The following is a 15,945-nucleotide window of genomic DNA, read 5'->3' on the forward strand; positions in this document are numbered from 1 at the left end:
TCGCATTACACTCGATTCCATGATTAAATCCTTCCAGCACAAAGGCCTCAGGCTCTTTTATGAGACGGGGTCGACCCGTGGTATCCGGGCGGACCACGGGAAACGCCTGGCCCGCATGCTCCAGTTCATGGACAGGGCGCAGGTCGCCAACGACTTGGATATTCCCGGATGGCGATTGCATCCGCTCAAGGGTGAGCTGGATGGATACTGGTCGCTGGGGGTTTCGGGGAACTGGCGGGTTATTTTTCGTTTCATCGGGTCCGATATCGAACTGGTCGATTATCTGGACTACCACTGATCAGGAGGCTGGAACATGCCCATGCACAATCCGCCACACCCTGGCGAAACCTTGCGGCTGGACGTGTTGCCCGAGCTGGGCATCACGGTCACCGAACTGGCGCGACACCTGGGCTTCGCCCGGCCTCATCTCTCCCGGGTATTGCATGGTCATGCGCCCATCAGCCCCGATCTGGCCGTGCGCCTGGAGCGTGCCGGGATCGGCAAGGCCAGGGTCTGGCTGGGCGTCCAGACCGATTACGATTTGTGGCAAGCCGAGCAGCGCGTGCAGCCTGTGATCGAGCCGTTCCCACAACACGCTTGATGTCCGTCAGGCCAGCAACTCCGCCGCCACCACACTCCTCACGCCCTTGCCACTGAGTTGTTCCACCAGCGTCAAGGCAAACGCCAGGGCGGCGGCCGAACCCTGGGCGGTGATGCAGTTGCCATCCACCACCACGGGTTGATCGACGAAGCTGCACCCGGACAACTGCTGGCTGACGGCGGGCAGGCAGGTCATGCGCCGTTGGCGCAGGACGCCAAAGGCCTGTAGCGCCAGGGCCGGGGCTTCGGCGATGGCGGCGAAAAACCGTCCGGTGGCGGCCTGGCCCTTGATCAGTTGTTGCAGCGGCTGATGGGCCGCCAAGTGTTGGGCGCCGATGATGCCGCCCGGCAGGACGACCAGGTCGAAGTCCTGCACGAGCACGTCCACCAGCATGCCATCGGCCGTCAGGCGCGTGCCGCGGGCGCAGGTGAGCATCCGTCGCCCTTCGATGCTCGCCACCACGGTTTCGATCTGCGCTCGACGCAGCACATCGATCAGGGTGACCGTCTGCAAGTCGTCGACACCCTCGGCGACGACTATCAGGGCTCGGGGGATCTTGGTTCCTGGAATCATGGGCGCTCTCTCCACTGGCTGATACCTGTAGTGTAGGAGCTGCCGAAGGCTGCGATCTTTTGATAGGCGCTTGAGATTCAAGCGTCAGAGGGAAAGATCGCAGCCTCGCTTCGCTCGACAGCTCCTACACAGCCCCTACATGGGACAGCGGTTATTTGATGTACAGCTGGGTCGACATCCGGTTGCCCGGTGCGTTGATCGAGATGTTGCTGAAGCTGAAGGTGCCCTCTTGCTTGCCCTTCAGGTCGAAGATGTACACATAGCCAACGACCTTGGTCCGCACGGAGCAGTCGTTAAGGTTGCCGTTACTGTACGCACACACGGGCGAGCGGGTGCCGTCGACTTCAAAGCCGTCCAGGATGACATGGGGCTGACGGCCATAACCGACCTCCAGCACGTAGACCTTGATATTCGGGCCACTGTGGTCGCAACGCGTCTGTGCCTGCCCCGGGACGATGTCCTCGAAGCCACAGGCCGGCGACTCGACCTTGAGCACCTTGACCTCGCTCAAGGGCGGTGCCGACGCGGCATTGGCGGCCTGGCCGGACAACCACCAACCCAGCATGCAACCCACCGCCGCCAGCAGCTTTTTATTCATGCAATACATAGAGACCTCCCGGAACCGCGCGCAGTATGGCCCACTTGGCGCGTTGGCAAAACATCGACGACGATCGCAGCCACAACGCTACGCTGCTGGTATGATGCGCGGCTTTTTCCGACCCGCAGAAAATTCCCGGGCGCCGCTGGCGACCTGTGCTTTGCTGTTGAGGTCGATACATTCACGGCGCCGGGCGCGCCACGGGGAGCAGACATGCTGGAAAGGCTGTTTCAACTCAAGGCACACAACACCAACGTGCGGACCGAGATCCTGGCGGGCGTCACAACGTTCCTGGCGATGGCCTACATTCTGTTCGTCAACCCGAGCATCCTCGGCGAAACCGGCATGGACAAGGGCGCGGTGTTCGTCGCCACCTGCCTGGCAGCGGCCATTGGCTCCACGGTCATGGGCCTGATCGCCAACTATCCGATCGCCCTCGCCCCGGGCATGGGCCTGAATGCCTTCTTTACCTACACCGTGGTCCTGCACATGGGCCACACCTGGCAAGTGGCGCTGGGCGCAGTGTTCATCTCCGCCGTACTGTTCTTCATATTGTCGATCTTTCGTATCCGCGAATGGATCATCAACAGCATCCCGCTGCCGCTGCGCTCGGCGATTGCCGCCGGCATCGGCCTGTTCCTGGCGCTGATCGCCCTGAACAACGCCGGCATCGTGGTGAAAAACCCGGCGACCATGGTCGGCCTCGGCGACTTGAAACAACCGGCGCCGATCCTCGCCACGCTGGGCTTTGTCCTGATCGTCGCCCTCGAAGCCTTGAAAGTACGCGGCGCGGTGCTGATCGGCATCCTGGCGGTCACCATCGTTTCGATCCTGATGGGCTTCACCTCGTTCAACGGCGTCATCTCCGCGCCGCCATCCCTGGCCCCGACCTTCCTGCAACTGGACATCAAGGGCGCCCTGGACATCGGCCTGGTGAGCGTGATCTTCGCCTTCCTGTTCGTCGACCTGTTCGACAACTCCGGCACCCTGATCGGCGTCGCCAAGCGCGCCGGGCTGATGGGCAAGGACGGCCACATGCCGAAGATGGGCCGTGCGCTGATCGCCGACAGCACCGCCGCCATGGCCGGTTCGCTGCTGGGCACCTCCACCACCACCAGCTACATCGAATCGGCGGCGGGCGTCAGTGCCGGCGGCCGCACCGGCCTGACCGCCGTCGTCGTGGCAATCCTGTTCCTGCTGGCGCTGTTCTTCTCGCCACTGGCCGCCAGCGTCCCGCCCTTCGCCACCGCGCCAGCCCTGTTGTTCGTCGCCGTACTGATGACCTCGGGCCTGGCGGAAATCGACTGGGACGACATCACCGTCGCCGCGCCCGTGGTGGTGACCGCCCTGGCAATGCCGTTCACCTATTCCATCGCCAACGGCATCGCTTTCGGTTTCATCGCCTGGACCGCCATCAAACTGGTCTCCGGCCGTGGCCGTGAGTTGAACCCGGCGCTGGTCATTCTGTCGATCCTGTTCGTGATCAAGTTGGGTTGGTACAACGCATGACTTTTGATTCCCAGGCCTACGCCGCTCAGCTCCAGGACAAAGTCACCCGCTTGCGTGACCTGTTGGCGCCATTCGAGGCACCAGAACCTGCGGTGTTCGATTCGCCCCTGAAGCACTTCCGCCTGCGCGCCGAATTCCGTCTCTGGCGCGAGGCCGGCGAACGGCATTACGCAATGTTCTCCCAGGACGACAAGCGCACACCGATCCTCATTGAGGAGTTTCCCATCGCCAGCCTGCGCATCAACCAGTTGATGCCGCAACTCAAGGCCGCCTGGCAAGCCAGCGCGCCCCTGAGCCACAAGCTGTTCCAGGTGGAGTTCCTGACTACCCTGGCGGGTGACGCGATGATCACCCTGTGTTATCACCGCCCGCTGGACGAGCACTGGCACGCTGCCGCCTCGAAGCTGGCGGCAGACCTGGGCGTGAGCATCATTGGCCGCTCCAAGGGCAAGCGCGAAGTGATCGGCCACGACTACGTGGTAGAGAAGCTCGAAGTGGGCGGTCGTACCTTCAGTTATCGCCAACCCGAAGGCGCCTTCACCCAGCCCAACGGCACGGTGAACCAGAAGATGCTCAACTGGGCCTATGACGCGCTGGGCGATCGCAGCGACGATCTGCTGGAGTTGTACTGCGGCAACGGCAACTTCACCCTGCCCCTGGCCACCCGCGTGCGCAAAGTGCTGGCCACCGAAATCAGCAAGACCTCGGTGAACGCCGCGCTGAGCAACCTCAGCGAAAACGCTGTGGATAACGTCACGCTGGTGCGCCTGTCCGCTGAAGAGCTGACCGAAGCCCTGAACGAAGTCCGGCCGTTCCGTCGCTTGCATGGTATTGACCTGAAAAGCTACGAATTCGGCAGTGTCTTCGTCGATCCGCCTCGCGCCGGCATGGACCCGGATACCTGCGAGCTGACACGGCGCTTCGACAACATCCTGTACATCTCCTGCAACCCGGACACCCTCGCCGCGAACATCGCGCAACTGAACGACACCCACCGCATCACGCGCTGCGCGTTGTTCGATCAATTTCCCTGGACCCATCACATGGAGTCTGGGGTGTTGTTGACTCGGCGTTAAACGCTGGGGCGACCTCCCTCTGGCTGGGCAAAGCTCTGTGGGAGCAAGGCTTGCCCGCGATACAGGCGACTCAATTTCTGAAAGACCGCATCGCCTGTATCGCGGGCAAGCCTTGCTCCCACAAATAAATGCCCTCGCCACAAGAGCCCTCCCTCCTCTCTTGGCAAAGGTCATGTTCGATCATCGAACACTTATTGGCCGATGTCGGCTGCTTTATTTGACCAAATTAACCATCTAGTACAATTTATCTCCAACGGCTGAAACCCCGCCGACACCAACAATAAAAATGTGGAGAAATTGCGATGCCTCCGATCGTTCTGGTGCTCAACGGCCCGAACCTGAACCTGCTCGGCACCCGCGAGCCGGCGACTTATGGCCATGAAACCCTGGCTGACATCTCGGCACTGTGCGGCCGCGCCGCTGAAGAATTCGGCCTGGCGGTGGAATTTCGCCAGACCAACCAGGAAGGCGAATTGCTGGACTGGGTTCACGGCGCCCGTGGCCGCTGCGCCGGTATCGTCATCAACCCGGCAGCCTGGACCCACACCTCCGTGGCGATCCGCGATGCCTTGGTGGCCAGCGAAGTACCGGTCATCGAAGTCCACCTGTCCAACGTCCACGCCCGTGAGACCTTCCGTCATCACTCCTTCGTCTCATCCGTCGCCATTGGCGTGATGTGCGGGTTTGGTAGCCATGGTTATCGTCTGGCCCTTGAACATTTCAGTCAGCGGTTGAAGGGTTGATGAGCATGTCGAATATCACTGTGCTGGCCGGCCTGATCGGCGCGGGCATCCAGGCTTCTCGCACGCCTGCGCTGCATGAGCATGAGGGCGATGCCCAAGGCATGCGTTACCTCTATCGGCTGATCGACCTCGATGCGCTGAAGCTCGACAGCGGCGCCCTGGCCGATCTACTGGTGGCCGCCGAACGCATGGACTTCACCGGCCTGAACATCACCTTCCCCTGCAAGCAGGCGATCATCCCGCTGCTCGATGAGTTGTCACCCGAGGCCCGTGGTATCGGCGCGGTCAACACCGTGGTGCTCAAGGACGGCAAGCGCATCGGCCACAACACCGACTGCCTGGGGTTCGCCGAAGGTTTTCGTCGCGGCCTGGGGGATGTGGCGCGCAAGCGTGTGGTCCAGATGGGCGCCGGTGGCGCCGGCGCGGCGGTGGCCCATGCGCTGTTGATGGAAGGCGTAGAAACCCTGAGCATTTTTGACGTCGAGGTCAGCCGTGCCGAGGCGCTGGCCAACAACTTGAATCAACACTTCGGCGCTGGCCGCGCCCGCGCCGGGCATGACCTGCCCACCGCCATGGCCGAGGCCGATGGCCTGGTGAACACCACGCCCATGGGCATGGCAAAACTACCGGGCATGCCGGTGCCGGTCGAGCTGTTGCGCGGCACTTTATGGGTCGCGGAGATCGTCTACTTCCCACTGGAAACCGAACTGCTGCGCAACGCCCGCGCGGTCGGCTGCCGCACACTGGATGGCGGCAACATGGCCGTGTTCCAGGCGGTGAAGGCGTTCGAATTATTCAGCGGCGTGGCACCAGATGCGCAGCGGATGCTGGCGCATTTCCAGGACATGAATCACTGAAGCCTGACTACATCCCCTGTGGGAGCGGGCTTGCTCGCGAATGCGGTGTGTCAGCAAGCAAATGTGCAACTGACACACCGCATTCGCGAGCAAGCCCGCTCCCACACTGGATTCGGTGTCAGGCCTGCAGATAGCGCAATACCGATTCACAGACCATCTGCCGATGCCGCTGCTTGACCGCTTCATCCGACAGGTCGATCTGAAAGATCTCACCGAACGTCTGGCGATTGGACACCCGGTAAAAACAGAACGAACTGATCAGCAGATGCACATCCAGCGGCTCGAGGCCGGCACGGAACACACCCTCTTCAGCGCCGCGCCGCAGGATCACGCCCAGGGAATCGAGGATGGTATTGGTCATCGCCTTGATCGCGCCTGACTGCTTCACGTACTCGGCGTTGTGGATGTTCTCGATGCAGACGATGCGCACGAAATCCACATTGCGATCGTGGTGGTCGAAGGTGAACTCCACCAGGCGCCGGATCGCGTCGACCGGGGCCAGTTCCGCCAGGTGCAGGCGGCTCTCGGTGGTGCGGATATCGCCGTAGAGTTTTTCCAGCACCTCGACGTACAACTGCTCCTTGCTGCCGAAGTAGTAGTAGATCATGCGCTTGGAGGTGTGGATGCGCTCGGCGATGGCGTCGACCCGGGCACCGGCCAGGCCTTGCTGGACGAACTCGACGATGGCTTCCTGAAGAATGTTTTCCCGGGTCTTCTCCGGGTTGTTCTTGCGACTCTTGCGCGGCGCGACGACGGGTTCGTCGAGCGCTGCGGAAAGCTCTGGATTCATAGTCATTGCGGGGCTCACGGCCATCACTGCACAGGCTGGCGATTATGGGCCGCACCGTGCACTGAAGGAAGCCACGACACGGCCCATTACCGCCACGTTTACGATTTCCCTACAACTTGGCGTGTCGCAAACCACCGCTGCGGGACTTGGCCATGGCCGCCAGGCGCACCGCGACATTGGCGGCGCCATAACCGACGTAACCGTTCTTGCGCTGGATGATCTCGAAGAAAAACCGCCCTTCGAACGGCTCGGTGTAGACGTGGAACAGCTCGCCACCCTGGGCGTCACGGTCGTACAACACGTTGAAGTAGGCCAGTTCGCTGAGGAACTCGTCGTCGAAATCGAAACGCGCCGCCAGGTCGTCGTAGTAATTGAGCGGGATGTCCAGCAACGGTACGCCCGCCTCTTTGGCACGACTGACCTGAGCGAAGATGTCGTCGCAGTCGAAGGCGATGTGATGCACGCCGGAGCCGCGATAACTCGACAGCGCGTGTGAGATCGCGGTGTTGCGGTTCTCGGAAATGTTCAGCGGCAAGCGGATCGAACTGCAGCGGCTGCGCAGCGCACGGCTTTTTACCAAGCCATAAGGGTCGGGCAAGACCACTTCGTCGTCGGCCTCGAAATCCAGCAGGCTCTTGTAGAACAGCACCCAACTGTCGAGGCTGTCGGCCGGTAGCGCCATCGCCATGTGGTCGATGCGCTTGAGCCCGGCCCCAATGACCGCACCCGGCTGCAGGTTGAAATCGGTGCCATAGACGTCGGCCTGCTGGTCCACCAGGTAAATCAGGCTACCGTCCGGTGCGCGCACCGCCGCCAGCTCCAGTTCATTGGGGCCCACCAACCCACGATAGGGCTGGCCTTTGTAGGCAACGGCCCGCTCCAGGGCGCTGGCGCTGTTTTTCACGCGCACGGCGGTGGCGCACAACGACGGTCCGTGGGCTTCGAAAAAACTGTGGGCGAACGAGTACGGTTCGCTGTTGAGGATCAGGTTGATATCGCCCTGGCGCAGCAAGCTCACATTCTTCGAGCGATGCTGGCCGGCCTTGACGAACCCCAGCCGTTCCAGCCAATGGGACAGCTTGGCGCCGAGGTTATCGTCCACGGCGAACTCGAGGAATTCGATGCCGTCGTATTCGCTGGCCGGCGGTGTGGCGAACAGGATATCGGCATGGCCAACGGCGCTCGCTTCTTCAGCCAGGCGCTGGCGGGTCTTTTCTTCCAGGTACAGCAGCGAGCGCAGGCCGTCGGCGGCATTGGCCCGTGGCGGCGCGGCGCGGAACCCGTCGTTGAAGATTTCCAGCGACAGCGGCCCGGTATAGCCACTCTTGATGATCGGCGCCAGGAAACCCGGCAAGTCGAACTCGCCCTGCCCCGGAAAACAACGGAAATGCCGGCTCCATTCCAGGACATCCATGGCCAGGATCGGCGCGTCGGCCATCTGCACGAAGAAGATTTTGTCGCCGGGGATCTCGGCGATCGCGCTCGGATCGCCCTTGAGGGACAAGGTATGAAAGCTGTCGAGCAACACGCCGAGGCTGGGGTGATCGGCTTGGCGCACGATGTTCCAGACCTGTTGATAAGTATTGACGTGGCGGCCCCAGGCCAGCGCTTCATAACCGATCCGCAAGCCCCGCGCACCGGCCCGTTCGGCCAGCAGGCGCAGGTCATCGATGAGAATCTGTTCATCGCCGACGCTGTCGGCCGAAGCATTGCTGCACACCAGCACCAGGTCGGTGCCCAGTTCCTGCATCAGGTCGAACTTGCGCTCGGCCCGCTCCAGGTTGCGCGACAGGCGATCGCGGCGGCAGCCTTCGAAGTCGCGAAACGGTTGGAATAACGTGATGGCGATGCCCAGGTCGGCGCACATCTGCCTGATTTCCCGAGGGCTGCCATCGTAGTAGAGAAGGTCGTTCTCAAAAATTTCCACCCCATCAAAACCGGCGGCGGCAATGGCTTCGAGTTTTTCCGGCAAGGTACCGCTCAAGGACACGGTGGCAATGGAACGCTGCATGACTTCGGCTCCCGGGACAGGCATCGGCTACAAAAGGTGCGCCGCTTTTTAAAGAGTCAGCCGATTATTGAGCTGTCAGTTTCTTTCAGCAATTTAATATGTACCATCCGGTTAGTTTTTTGGGCGATTATCGAACAAAATGCCCATAGCTGAATTGACGATTTTTTGCTCACTGCGCACCATCGCTCCCACATGGATGCCGGCCCTGCCGACCTCGATGGACAGACCCAGACCAACCATAAGAATTTCAAAAACGGGTACACGTTATGATTCCTTCCCAAAGTTCCCGCCTGGCCCCCGCCCTGGGAGTCTCCACCGGCACCATCGGTGACAAGATCCGCGGCGCCATGGCCGTGGGCAAGACCCGTTGGGGCATGCTCGCCCTGGTGTTTTTCGCCACGACCCTGAACTACATCGACCGCGCCGCCCTGGGCGTCATGCAGCCGATCCTGGCCAAGGAAATGAACTGGACGGCGATGGACTACGCCAACATCAACTTCTGGTTCCAGGTCGGTTATGCCGTCGGCTTCGTGTTGCAGGGGCGGCTGATCGACCGGATCGGCGTCAAGCGCGTGTTCTTCTGCGCCGTGCTGCTCTGGAGCCTGGCGACCGGCGCCCACGGCCTAGCCACCTCGGCGGTGGGCTTCATGGTCTGCCGCTTTATCCTGGGCCTCACCGAAGCCGCCAACTACCCGGCCTGCGTGAAGACCACACGGCTGTGGTTCCCGGCGGGCGAGCGGGCCGTGGCCACCGGTATCTTCAACGCCGGGACCAACGTCGGCGCGATGTTCACCCCGATGCTGCTGCCGCTGGTCCTGCACGTGTGGGGCTGGCAGGCGGCGTTCCTGTGCATGGCCGCTCTGGGCGGGATCTGGCTGCTGTTCTGGGGCCTGAAATACTTCAACCCCGAAGACCACCCCACCGTCAAACAGTCGGAACTGGACTACATCCAGGCCCAGGACGAACCGGACCAGGTCCGCGTGCCGTTCTCACGCATCCTGCGCATGCGCGGCACCTGGGCGTTCGCCCTGGCCTACTCGATCACCGCCCCGGTGTTCTGGTTCTACCTCTATTGGCTGCCGCCGTTCCTGAACCAGCAGTACAACCTGGGCATCAACGTGACCCAGATGGGCATCCCGCTGATCATCATCTACCTCACCGCCGACTTCGGCAGCGTGGGCGGCGGCATCCTGTCTTCGTTCCTGATCGGCCGTGGCCTCAATCCGATCAAGGCGCGACTGGTGTCCATGCTGCTGTTCGCCTGCTGCATCATTGGTGTGATCATGGCCGCGGGTTCCAGCAGCCTGTGGATGGCGGTGTTCGCCATTTCCCTGGCCATCGGCGCGCACCAGGCCTGGACCGCCAACATCTGGAGCCTGGTCATGGACTACACGCCCAAGCACATGATGAGTACGGTGTTCGGCTTCGGCGGCATGTGCGCGGCCATCGGCGGGATGTTCATGACACAACTGGTGGGCCACATCCTCACGATCACCAACAACAACTACACCGTGCTGTTCACCCTGATCCCGGCGATGTACTTCATTGCCCTGACCTGGCTGTACTTCATGGCACCGCGCAAGGTGCCTACGCTGGAAAACTGATACCAGTCAGCCCGGGATTATTTATCCCACCGTGGGAGCAAGGCTTGCCCGCGATGAAGGTGCCTCGGTTCACTCAGGACCGCATCGTCTTCATCGCGGGCAAGCCTTGCTCCCACAATTGCCCCCTTCACAATCGGTGTTAAGCCCGCCGCTGTTGCCACGCCGCCGCCAACCCACTCAAGCAGATCAAGGCGATACCCACCACGGTGGTCAGCGTCGGCGTGTGGTTGAACAACAACCAGCCCAGCAGCCCGGCAAACACGATCTGGCAGTACCCGAACGGCGCGAGCAGCGCCGGGGCGGCAAAGCGGAAGGCCTGGGTCAGCATCAGGTGCGCCGTCATCCCGCAGGCGCCCAGCGCCAGCATCATCGCACCGTGCAACAGGCTCGGCACTTGCCAGAAGAACGGCACCAGCGCGCTCATCACCAAGGTATTGCACAAGCCGGCGAAGAAGTTGCTGGTGGTCGGGCTGTCGATCTCGCTGAGCTTGCGCGTGAGCAGTTGGTAGAAACAGAAGAACAGCGCCGAACAGAACGGCAGTATCACCGCCGGGGTGAACAGATCGCCGCCGGGATGGACAATGATCAACACCCCGATAAAACCGAAGATCACCGCGATCCATTGGCCGCGTGTCACGTGTTCGCCCAACAATGGCACCGACAACGCGGTGACCAGCACAGGCGCGAGAAAGTTGACCGCTGTCGCCTCCGCCAGTGGAATGAACATCAACGCGGAGGTGAAAAACAGACTGGTGCCCAGCAGGCACAACGCCCGGGCCAGTTGCCACAACGGACGCTTGGTACGCAGCACCCGCAGCCCCGAGCGCGGCAGGAAAATACCCGCCATCAACAAGGTGTGCACCACGTAGCGCGCCCAGACCACCATGATGATCGGGTAGAAACCCGAGAGGTATTTCGACAACGCGTCATGACTGGAGAACAGGAACGTTGCGACCAGAATAAGCACGATGCCCTTGAAAGCCTGATTGACGCCGGAGAGCGGTGTGCTGACGGTCATGAGGGAAACCTGCGTTGCTTGATGTAAGGGCCGTGACACACGATGCAGTTGTTGGGCCAGCGAGCATACCGATAAGTTCTGAATCCGAAGTGTAATGAAAATTCCGCAGCCAGGCAGGATTGGCTCACCGCTGAACCAAACCCCGTGTCCGTTGCCTGACAGCTCAAGCGCGGCGCGCACCTTGGGCGCCTAAAAGCTAGACTCATCGCCACAGCAGTCATTTCTCGCAGGGTCATTCAGAGGGTTTCCCACATGTTATGGAAAAAAGGTCGCCGCAGTGACAACGTGGTGGACGCTCGCGGTGACGGTGGGGGCGGCGGCGGAATGCGTTTCGGCGGCGGCAAGGGGTTGAGCCTGACGGCCGTCCTCCTGATCGTCGGCATCGGCTGGATCACCGGTCAGGACCCGATGCAGATTCTCGGGCAACTGGCCGGGCAGATGGACCAGTCCGCCCCCGCCACTTCACAAACCCGCCAGGCGCCACCGGCCAACGATGAACAGGCCGAGTTCGTGCGCTCGATCCTCGGCGATACCGAAGACACCTGGGGCCAGGTGTTCCAGCAGGCCGGACGCCAATACCAGCAACCCAAACTGGTGTTGTTCAGCGGTCGAGTCAATTCGGCCTGCGGCCTTGCCTCATCGGCGACCGGTCCGTTCTATTGCCCGGCAGACCGCCAGGTCTACCTGGACATGAGCTTCTTCAAGGAAATGTCCCAACGCTTCGCCGCGGCCGGGGACTTCGCCCAGGCCTACGTCATTGCACACGAAGTCGGCCACCATGTGCAGACGCTGCTCGGCGTGTCGGCGAAAATCCAGGAAGCGCGCCAGCAAGGCCGGCAGATGGAAGGCGACGGCGGCTTGTTGGTACGCCAGGAGTTGCAGGCCGATTGCCTGGCGGGTGTGTGGGCCAACCATGCGCAAAAACGCCTGAACTGGCTGGAGCCGGGAGACATCGAGGAGGCCTTGAACGCCGCCAATGCCATCGGCGATGACCGCTTGCAGCAACAAGGCCAGGGCCGCGTGGTGCCGGACTCCTTCACCCACGGCACGTCGGCGCAGCGCGTGCGCTGGTTCAAGACCGGGTTCGCCCAGGGCCAGGTCAGTCAGTGCGACACGTTCGCGGCGAAAGCCCTGTAGATGAAGTGGGGGGCGTTGATCGGGCTGGTGCTGTGCTGCGCCGTTGCCCAGGCCGAGGAACATGGCGTCAACGTGGTCGCCCAAGGGCGACTGCAGTTCAAGGGCGGCGCCATGGCCGTCGGCGTAAGCCCACCGCCGGCGTCCATCCAGCGCGTGCTGATCATCCTCCACGGTCGGCTGCGCAATGCCGACACCTACCTGCACAGCGCCGAAAAGGCTGCCGGGCAGGCCGGACAACTGGGCACCACCCTGATCATCGCCCCGCAGTTTCTCAATGAACAGGACGTGGCGCGCCATCAATTGCCCAATGACCTCCTGCGCTGGCAAGGCAACGACTGGATGGCCGGCGGCCTGTCCACAGGGCCCAACCCGGTCAGTTCGTTCCAGGTACTGGACGACATCGTTGCGCGAGTCAGTGACCGGCAGCAGTTTCCCGAAGTGAAAGAGATCGTCATCGCCGGCCATTCCGGCGGCGCCCAGGTCGTGCAGCGCTATGCCCTGCTCGCCCACGGCCAATACCGGATCAGCCCACGCTTTGTCATCGCCAACCCGTCGTCCTATGCCTACTTCGATGCGCAACGGCCCATGGCGTTCGACCCTGCCAGTTGCCCTGGCTTCAATCATTGGAAGTACGGCCTGCAGAACTTGCCAGCCTACGCGGCGGGGCAAACACCTGCGCAACTGGAAGATAACTACGCCAAGCGCGACATCGTCTATTTGCTCGGGCAACAAGACACCGACCCGGAACATCCGGCGCTGGATAAAGGCTGCGAAGCACAAACCCAGGGGCCGTATCGGTTACTGCGCGGGCGTTTCTTTTTCGACTACCTGACCCGGCGCCATCCCGAGGGGTTGAACCAGCGGCTGATCGAAGTGCCGGGGGTGGGGCATGATGGGGATGGGATGTTCAATTCGCCGGAGGGGCTGAAGGTTTTGTTTGGTCAGTGAGTCTTGCAGCGACAGGGAAGGCCCTTTCGCGAGCAAGCCCGCTCCCACAGGGGATTTGCGACGAACACAGATTTTGTAATCGACAGAGGGCCCCTGTGGGAGCGGGCTTGCTCGCGAAAGCGATTAACCAGTCAACCGACGTCTCAAGCCGAAAGCATCCGCCGCAACTCCCCACAATCGCGCGCATGCCAATCCGCCAGCTCCGGCCATGGATTGTCCGGCAGGTTCACCAGCACCGTCCGTGCGCCCGCCGCACGTCCGCAGTCCAGGTCAAAACGGTAATCGCCCACCATCACCATCGCCTCGGGCGCCACGTTCCAAGCCTCGGCCAGCTTCAACAGGCCACCGGGGTGAGGCTTGGGCGGTGCTTCGTCGCGGCCCAGCACATCTTCCACGGCGAAACAGTCCGCCAGGCCAATGGCTTCGAGGGTGACGTGGGCCAGCTCGCGGGCGTTGCGGGTGAGGATGCCCAGGCGATGGCCGCGCCCGGCCAGCTCGCGCACCAACTCGACCGCCCCCGGCGCGGGCCTGGAGCCCAATGCCAGGTCCCGTTCGTGCTCCAGCAGCCAGGCATGCTTGGCCGCGGCCTCCTCCGCTGGCAACGCGGCCAGGTGGGTCAGGATGTCGTCTTCGGCCGGAATCGCCAGGGCCACGCGGATCGCCGCGAAGTCATGCACGGCGATCGTCAGCGTGCCATCCATGTCGAACACCCAGTGACGGACCTCGGCCAGGCTCATGCCCAGTCCTTGCGATGGCGAATCAGGCCTTCCTGGGTCACCGAGGCCACCAGTTGCCCGGCGCGGTTGAACACGCTGCCACGGGAGAACCCGCGGGAATTTCCGGCCCACGGGCTGTCCATGGCGTAGAGCAACCAGTCATCGGCGCGCAGGTCGGCATGGAACCACAAGGCGTGGTCGAGGCTGGCGACCTGCATGTCTTTGTGCCACACCGATTTACCGTGGGGCAGCAGCGAAGTGGTCAGCAGGCCGAAGTCCGACGCGTAGGCCAGCAGGTATTTGTGCAAGGCCGGCGAATCCGCCAGGGCGCCATCGGCGCGGAACCACACGTATTTGACCGGGTCGGCCGGTTGCGGGTTGTAAGGGTCTTTTTCGGTGACCGGGCGTACTTCGATCGGCTTGGGGCACAGCAGTTTTTCGCGCATGTGCTCGGGCAGCAGGTGCGCACGCTGCTGGGTCAGTTCCAGCTCGGACGGCAGGTTCTCCGGCCCGACGACTTGCGGCATGCTGCTCTGGTGCTCAAAGCCCTCTTCGTCGTACTGGAACGAGGCACTGCAGGTAAAAATCGGGTTGCCCTTCTGGATCGCCGTCACCCGGCGGGTGCTGAAGCTGCCACCGTCGCGCACGCGGTCCACCTGGTAGACCACCGGCAGCGCAGCGTCGCCTGGACGCAGGAAATAACCGTGCATCGAATGCACATGGCGCGCCGCTTCCACGGTCTGGCTGGCCGCCGACAACGACTGGCCCAGTACCTGGCCGCCGAACAACTGGCGAAACCCCAGGTCCTGGCTACGTCCGCGAAACAGGTTCTCTTCGATCGGTTCCAGGGTCAGCAGGTCGACCAGATCTTCCAACACGTGGCTCATTCAGACTTTCCTCACACAGCGCAAAAAACGCGCAGTCTATGATAGTGGCCCGGGCCATTTTGGCGGGCATTGTAAACGTCCGTGTCGGCTAACCGTGCAGGGTCTGCAACCACTGCTCACGATTGATGCGATAGAGCACATGGTGACGCAACGGATGACCGACGGCGAGTGTCGGGTGTTCGAAGTCGTCAGCCGGGTCGTGCTGCATGCCAATGGCCTGCATGACCTTTTGCGATGGCAGGTTGTCGACGGCGGTGAACGCCACCACTTCGTCCAGCGTCAACTGGTCGAAGGCACAACGCAGGGCGGTCCACGCCGCTTCGCTGGCGTACCCCAGGCCCCAGTGCTCCCGGGCCAGGCGCCAGCCGATCTCGATAGCCGGTGTGAAAGGCGCATCGAACCCGACCACACCCAGCCCGGTGAAGCCAATGAAGGCGCCGGTGTCCTTGCGTTCCAGGGCCCACAAACCAAAATCATGCTCGGCGAAATGTCCCCGCACGCGACCGATCAGGGCTGCGCTTTCCAGGCGACTCAGGCGCGCCGGGAAATAACGCATCACCTGCGGGTCGGCGCACATGGCGGCAAATTCCGGCAAGTCATCATCGCGCCACTGCCGCAACAGCAGCCGCGCGCTTTCCAGTTCCAGTATCGGCTCCATCTTCACTCTCCTCCATGCCCCCTGAGTCTACATCGCAGGCAAGATCCGTCACTCAATCAGCGCTGAAAACCTGGCTCACGACCGCGCTCATATCGAACGCTACATGGGCGCTGGGTTGGCTCGCGAAGACCAACGGCGACTTGGCCTGCCCAGTGCCACGCGGCCGCCCCAGGAAATCACCCATCGATACCCGGAACTATAAGGTGGGTGTGAGGGCCT

Annotated in this window: 17 protein-coding genes; 9 read left to right on the forward strand and 8 right to left on the reverse strand. The window is 62.3% G+C overall.

What is annotated here, in order from left to right:
- The first annotated feature begins 19 nt into the window (after positions 1 to 19).
- Both AD662_RS24735 and AD662_RS24740 read left to right on the forward strand, forming a co-directional pair.
- Positions 20 to 298, forward strand: a complete 279-nt coding sequence (locus AD662_RS24735; protein ID WP_024618210.1) for a type II toxin-antitoxin system RelE/ParE family toxin — start codon at positions 20 to 22, stop codon at positions 296 to 298.
- Between the two features lie 15 nt (positions 299 to 313).
- Positions 314 to 601 (forward strand): HigA family addiction module antitoxin, encoded by a 288-nt coding sequence (locus AD662_RS24740; protein WP_018606762.1) that lies wholly within the window; start codon positions 314 to 316, stop codon positions 599 to 601.
- A 6-nt stretch (positions 602 to 607) separates the two neighbouring features.
- Here AD662_RS24740 and AD662_RS24745 read toward each other — a convergent pair whose 3' ends face one another.
- Both AD662_RS24745 and AD662_RS24750 read right to left on the reverse strand, forming a co-directional pair.
- Positions 608 to 1,174, reverse strand: coding sequence for a DJ-1 family glyoxalase III (locus tag AD662_RS24745; protein ID WP_014340316.1), 567 nt, complete (start codon positions 1,172 to 1,174; stop codon positions 608 to 610).
- 151 nt (positions 1,175 to 1,325) lie between these two features.
- The gene (locus AD662_RS24750; RefSeq protein WP_053189893.1) at positions 1,326 to 1,781 is read right to left on the reverse strand and encodes a DUF4879 domain-containing protein; all 456 of its coding nucleotides are present in this window, start codon (positions 1,779 to 1,781) and stop codon (positions 1,326 to 1,328) included.
- A gap of 204 nt (positions 1,782 to 1,985) precedes the next feature.
- Here AD662_RS24750 and AD662_RS24755 point away from each other — a divergent pair, with 204 nt between their 5' ends.
- From AD662_RS24755 to AD662_RS24770, 4 genes are all read left to right on the forward strand, one after another.
- On the forward strand, positions 1,986 to 3,281 hold the full coding sequence (locus AD662_RS24755) for an NCS2 family permease (protein WP_053189894.1): 1,296 nt from the start codon (positions 1,986 to 1,988) through the stop codon (positions 3,279 to 3,281).
- Positions 3,278 to 4,357 carry a tRNA (uridine(54)-C5)-methyltransferase TrmA gene (gene trmA / locus AD662_RS24760; RefSeq protein WP_018606771.1) on the forward strand — a complete coding sequence of 360 codons (1,080 nt, stop codon included), beginning with the start codon at positions 3,278 to 3,280 and terminating at the stop codon, positions 4,355 to 4,357. Before AD662_RS24755 ends, trmA begins: the two co-directional genes overlap by 4 nt.
- 302 nt (positions 4,358 to 4,659) lie before the next feature.
- Entirely contained in the window at positions 4,660 to 5,100 is a 441-nt protein-coding gene (gene aroQ, locus AD662_RS24765) for a type II 3-dehydroquinate dehydratase (protein WP_014340320.1), read from the forward strand.
- Positions 5,101 to 5,105: 5 nt separating this feature from the next.
- Positions 5,106 to 5,957 carry a shikimate dehydrogenase gene (locus AD662_RS24770; RefSeq protein ID WP_371103553.1) on the forward strand — a complete coding sequence of 284 codons (852 nt, stop codon included), beginning with the start codon at positions 5,106 to 5,108 and terminating at the stop codon, positions 5,955 to 5,957.
- 118 nt (positions 5,958 to 6,075) lie between these two features.
- On the opposite strand, the gene AD662_RS24775 is transcribed toward AD662_RS24770, so the two are convergent.
- On the reverse strand, positions 6,076 to 6,753 hold the full coding sequence (locus AD662_RS24775; RefSeq protein WP_053189895.1) for a TetR/AcrR family transcriptional regulator: 678 nt from the start codon (positions 6,751 to 6,753) through the stop codon (positions 6,076 to 6,078).
- A gap of 103 nt (positions 6,754 to 6,856) precedes the next feature.
- A complete protein-coding gene (gene quiC, locus AD662_RS24780) occupies positions 6,857 to 8,758 on the reverse strand; it encodes a 3-dehydroshikimate dehydratase QuiC (RefSeq protein WP_053189896.1) in 1,902 nt (633 codons plus the stop codon).
- Between the two features lie 266 nt (positions 8,759 to 9,024).
- Here quiC and AD662_RS24785 point away from each other — a divergent pair, with 266 nt between their 5' ends.
- Positions 9,025 to 10,362 (forward strand): MFS transporter, encoded by a 1,338-nt coding sequence (locus AD662_RS24785; RefSeq protein ID WP_018610772.1) that lies wholly within the window; start codon positions 9,025 to 9,027, stop codon positions 10,360 to 10,362.
- Between the two features lie 139 nt (positions 10,363 to 10,501).
- On the opposite strand, the gene AD662_RS24790 is transcribed toward AD662_RS24785, so the two are convergent.
- Positions 10,502 to 11,380 carry a DMT family transporter gene (locus AD662_RS24790; RefSeq protein WP_053182033.1) on the reverse strand — a complete coding sequence of 293 codons (879 nt, stop codon included), beginning with the start codon at positions 11,378 to 11,380 and terminating at the stop codon, positions 10,502 to 10,504.
- 252 nt (positions 11,381 to 11,632) lie between these two features.
- On the opposite strand from AD662_RS24790, the gene ypfJ reads away from it, so the two are divergent.
- Together ypfJ and AD662_RS24800 are read left to right on the forward strand one after the other, a co-directional pair.
- Complete coding sequence (gene ypfJ, locus AD662_RS24795) at positions 11,633 to 12,517, forward strand: KPN_02809 family neutral zinc metallopeptidase (protein WP_018610767.1); 885 nt, start codon at positions 11,633 to 11,635, stop codon at positions 12,515 to 12,517.
- Positions 12,518 to 13,465: an alpha/beta hydrolase gene (locus AD662_RS24800; RefSeq protein WP_053189897.1), complete on the forward strand. Its 948-nt coding sequence runs from the start codon at positions 12,518 to 12,520 to the stop codon at positions 13,463 to 13,465.
- Positions 13,466 to 13,608: 143 nt separating this feature from the next.
- On the opposite strand, the gene AD662_RS24805 is transcribed toward AD662_RS24800, so the two are convergent.
- The 3 genes from AD662_RS24805 to AD662_RS24815 form a co-directional block, all read right to left on the reverse strand.
- The gene (locus AD662_RS24805; protein ID WP_053189898.1) at positions 13,609 to 14,202 is read right to left on the reverse strand and encodes an HAD family hydrolase; all 594 of its coding nucleotides are present in this window, start codon (positions 14,200 to 14,202) and stop codon (positions 13,609 to 13,611) included.
- Complete coding sequence (gene tesB / locus AD662_RS24810; protein ID WP_018604976.1) at positions 14,199 to 15,068, reverse strand: acyl-CoA thioesterase II; 870 nt, start codon at positions 15,066 to 15,068, stop codon at positions 14,199 to 14,201. Before tesB ends, AD662_RS24805 begins: the two co-directional genes overlap by 4 nt.
- A gap of 88 nt (positions 15,069 to 15,156) precedes the next feature.
- The gene (locus AD662_RS24815) at positions 15,157 to 15,726 is read right to left on the reverse strand and encodes a GNAT family N-acetyltransferase (RefSeq protein ID WP_053189899.1); all 570 of its coding nucleotides are present in this window, start codon (positions 15,724 to 15,726) and stop codon (positions 15,157 to 15,159) included.
- Positions 15,727 to 15,945: the final 219 nt, after the last annotated feature.

Source organism: Pseudomonas kilonensis, from assembly GCF_001269885.1.
Classification (GTDB): domain Bacteria; phylum Pseudomonadota; class Gammaproteobacteria; order Pseudomonadales; family Pseudomonadaceae; genus Aquipseudomonas; species Aquipseudomonas kilonensis.

Excerpts from the sequence above, each read along its gene's own strand:
- AD662_RS24750 (WP_053189893.1), bottom strand. The coding sequence starts at position 1,781 with ATGTATTGCATGAATAAAAAGCTGCTGGCGGCGGTGGGTTGCATGCTG.
- AD662_RS24785 (WP_018610772.1), top strand. The coding sequence starts at position 9,025 with ATGATTCCTTCCCAAAGTTCCCGCCTGGCCCCCGCCCTGGGAGTCTCC.
- AD662_RS24800 (WP_053189897.1), top strand. The coding sequence starts at position 12,518 with ATGAAGTGGGGGGCGTTGATCGGGCTGGTGCTGTGCTGCGCCGTTGCC.
- AD662_RS24755 (WP_053189894.1), top strand. The coding sequence starts at position 1,986 with ATGCTGGAAAGGCTGTTTCAACTCAAGGCACACAACACCAACGTGCGG.
- AD662_RS24790 (WP_053182033.1), bottom strand. The coding sequence starts at position 11,380 with ATGACCGTCAGCACACCGCTCTCCGGCGTCAATCAGGCTTTCAAGGGC.
- quiC (WP_053189896.1), bottom strand. The coding sequence starts at position 8,758 with ATGCAGCGTTCCATTGCCACCGTGTCCTTGAGCGGTACCTTGCCGGAA.
- ypfJ (WP_018610767.1), top strand. The coding sequence starts at position 11,633 with ATGTTATGGAAAAAAGGTCGCCGCAGTGACAACGTGGTGGACGCTCGC.
- AD662_RS24745 (WP_014340316.1), bottom strand. The coding sequence starts at position 1,174 with ATGATTCCAGGAACCAAGATCCCCCGAGCCCTGATAGTCGTCGCCGAG.
- trmA (WP_018606771.1), top strand. The coding sequence starts at position 3,278 with ATGACTTTTGATTCCCAGGCCTACGCCGCTCAGCTCCAGGACAAAGTC.
- AD662_RS24740 (WP_018606762.1), top strand. The coding sequence starts at position 314 with ATGCCCATGCACAATCCGCCACACCCTGGCGAAACCTTGCGGCTGGAC.
- AD662_RS24770 (WP_371103553.1), top strand. The coding sequence starts at position 5,106 with ATGTCGAATATCACTGTGCTGGCCGGCCTGATCGGCGCGGGCATCCAG.
- AD662_RS24775 (WP_053189895.1), bottom strand. The coding sequence starts at position 6,753 with ATGACTATGAATCCAGAGCTTTCCGCAGCGCTCGACGAACCCGTCGTC.
- aroQ (WP_014340320.1), top strand. The coding sequence starts at position 4,660 with ATGCCTCCGATCGTTCTGGTGCTCAACGGCCCGAACCTGAACCTGCTC.
- AD662_RS24815 (WP_053189899.1), bottom strand. The coding sequence starts at position 15,726 with ATGGAGCCGATACTGGAACTGGAAAGCGCGCGGCTGCTGTTGCGGCAG.
- tesB (WP_018604976.1), bottom strand. The coding sequence starts at position 15,068 with ATGAGCCACGTGTTGGAAGATCTGGTCGACCTGCTGACCCTGGAACCG.
- AD662_RS24735 (WP_024618210.1), top strand. The coding sequence starts at position 20 with ATGATTAAATCCTTCCAGCACAAAGGCCTCAGGCTCTTTTATGAGACG.
- AD662_RS24805 (WP_053189898.1), bottom strand. The coding sequence starts at position 14,202 with ATGAGCCTGGCCGAGGTCCGTCACTGGGTGTTCGACATGGATGGCACG.